Genomic DNA, 1,079 nt, shown 5'->3' on the forward strand with positions numbered 1-1,079 from the left:
TTCCGCTGAGCGCCAGCGAGGCGGTCTACAACGGCACGCTGGGCGGCAGCGTCGGCGGCGACGGCGCCGGTTCCAACGGCTTCTCGTTCGCGACGCTGAACGGCACCAACGGGACGGTCGGCCAGGAGAATGTCACCTACAGCTGGAACGCCGGCACCGACACGCTGACGGCGACGGGCCCGCGCGGCGATCTGTTCACGGTGCATGTGACCGATCCGGCCACCGGCGCCTATACGGTGACGCTGCTCGACAACGTGCTCCAGGCCCAGGGCCCGAACAACGAGAACAATGCGACGGTCGGTCTCGGCTATGTGATCACCGATGCCGACGGCTCGACAGCACCCGGCACGCTGACCATCACCTTCAACGACGATGCTCCGACGGCGAGTGTTGAAGCCTCGCAGAATGTCGCCGAGGGCACGACGGTGACCGGCACGCTGGACTTCGTTGCTGGCGCCGACGGCGCGACAGTGACGCATATCGGCGCCACGGCGCTGGTGTTCGGCCAAGACGGCTACTCGCAGGCGATCGACATCGGCGACGGCTCGATCAAGGTCATGGCTGACGGCCACTACTCGTTCACCGCCGACAATCCGGTCATTGGCGCGGGTGCGGCTTCGGCGACCTACACGGTGACGGACGGGGACGGCGACACGGCGACGGCCGGCATCAGCTTTGCGGTGACGGACGCCAACGTTCCGACGACCGGCACGGCCGCGGCGGCGGTTGACGACGACGGCCTTGCCGGCGGCAATGCGGCGAGCACGACAGGCGACATCGACGCCAATGCGGGCGAGGTTCCGCTGAGCGCCAGCGAGGCGGTCTACAACGGCACGCTGGGCGGCAGCGTCGGCGGCGACGGCGCCGGTTCCAACGGCTTCTCGTTCGCGACGCTGAACGGCACCAACGGGACGGTCGGCCAGGAGAATGTCACCTACAGCTGGAACGCCGGCACCGACACGCTGACGGCGACGGGCCCGCGCGGCGATCTGTTCACGGTGCATGTGACCGATCCGGCCACCGGCGCCTATACGGTGACGCTGCTCGACAACGTGCTCCAGGCCCAGGGCCCGAACAAC

General features: G+C 68.5%; 1 protein-coding gene. It reads left to right on the forward strand.

Annotated features, from left to right (window positions below):
- A partial coding sequence (locus AC0ZT5_RS35070; RefSeq protein WP_488500157.1) for an Ig-like domain-containing protein occupies positions 1–1,079 on the forward strand: 1,079 nt, incomplete at both ends.

The organism is Mesorhizobium sp. CNPSo 4670, assembly GCF_057784235.1.